The organism is Kocuria subflava (genome assembly GCF_012163155.1).
GTDB classification, from domain to species: Bacteria; Actinomycetota; Actinomycetes; order Actinomycetales; family Micrococcaceae; genus Kocuria; species Kocuria subflava.
In genome coordinates, this window is record NZ_JAAVUN010000163.1 from 1 (window position 1) to 610 (window position 610).

At 64.4% G+C, this 610-nt stretch carries 1 protein-coding gene; it reads left to right on the forward strand.

The features are described from left to right. On the forward strand, positions 1 to 610 hold a 610-nt coding region (locus tag GTW58_RS13550), incomplete at both ends, for an ABC transporter permease (protein ID WP_168023607.1).

A 610-nucleotide genomic window follows, 5' to 3' on the forward strand; every position in this document is an offset into this window, starting at 1 on the left:
ATCTCCACGCTGTCCACCATGGTGATCATCGCGGCCATGATTGCGTTCAACGCGTTCATGGCAGATCGGGCCACGGAGCACGACCTTGCCACCAGCGGTCCGTTGGCGGCCGAGGCGGTCGAGCAGGCCGACGCCGCCATGGGGGACAAGACCACGGTCACGGGACGCGAGGTGCAACCCGTGGAGGCCGAGGACCTGGTCCGTGACGAGGAGGTGGACGCGGCGCTCATTCATGACGGCGACTCGTGGTCCCTCGTGGCCGACACAGAGATCGACTCGGACCTGGAGACGGCGATCGAACAGGCCGTCTCCCAAGTGACCGTTGCGGACAACGCCGAGGACCACGGCACCACCGTGGAGCAGCTGAACAAGGGGTCGGCGCTGGAAACCACGTTCCTCAGTGTCGGCGAGGACCGAGGTCTGGCCACGTACCTGCTCCGGTTCGCTTTCGCCTTCCTGTTCTACATGGCGGCCCTGATTTTCGGGATGGCGATCGCCAACTCCGTATTGGAGGAGAAGCAGAATCGAGTGGTCGAGATCCTCGCCACGGCCATCCCCCTCCGAGAGCTGCTGTACGGCAAAGTGCTGGGGAACTGTCTGGGGGCCTTTG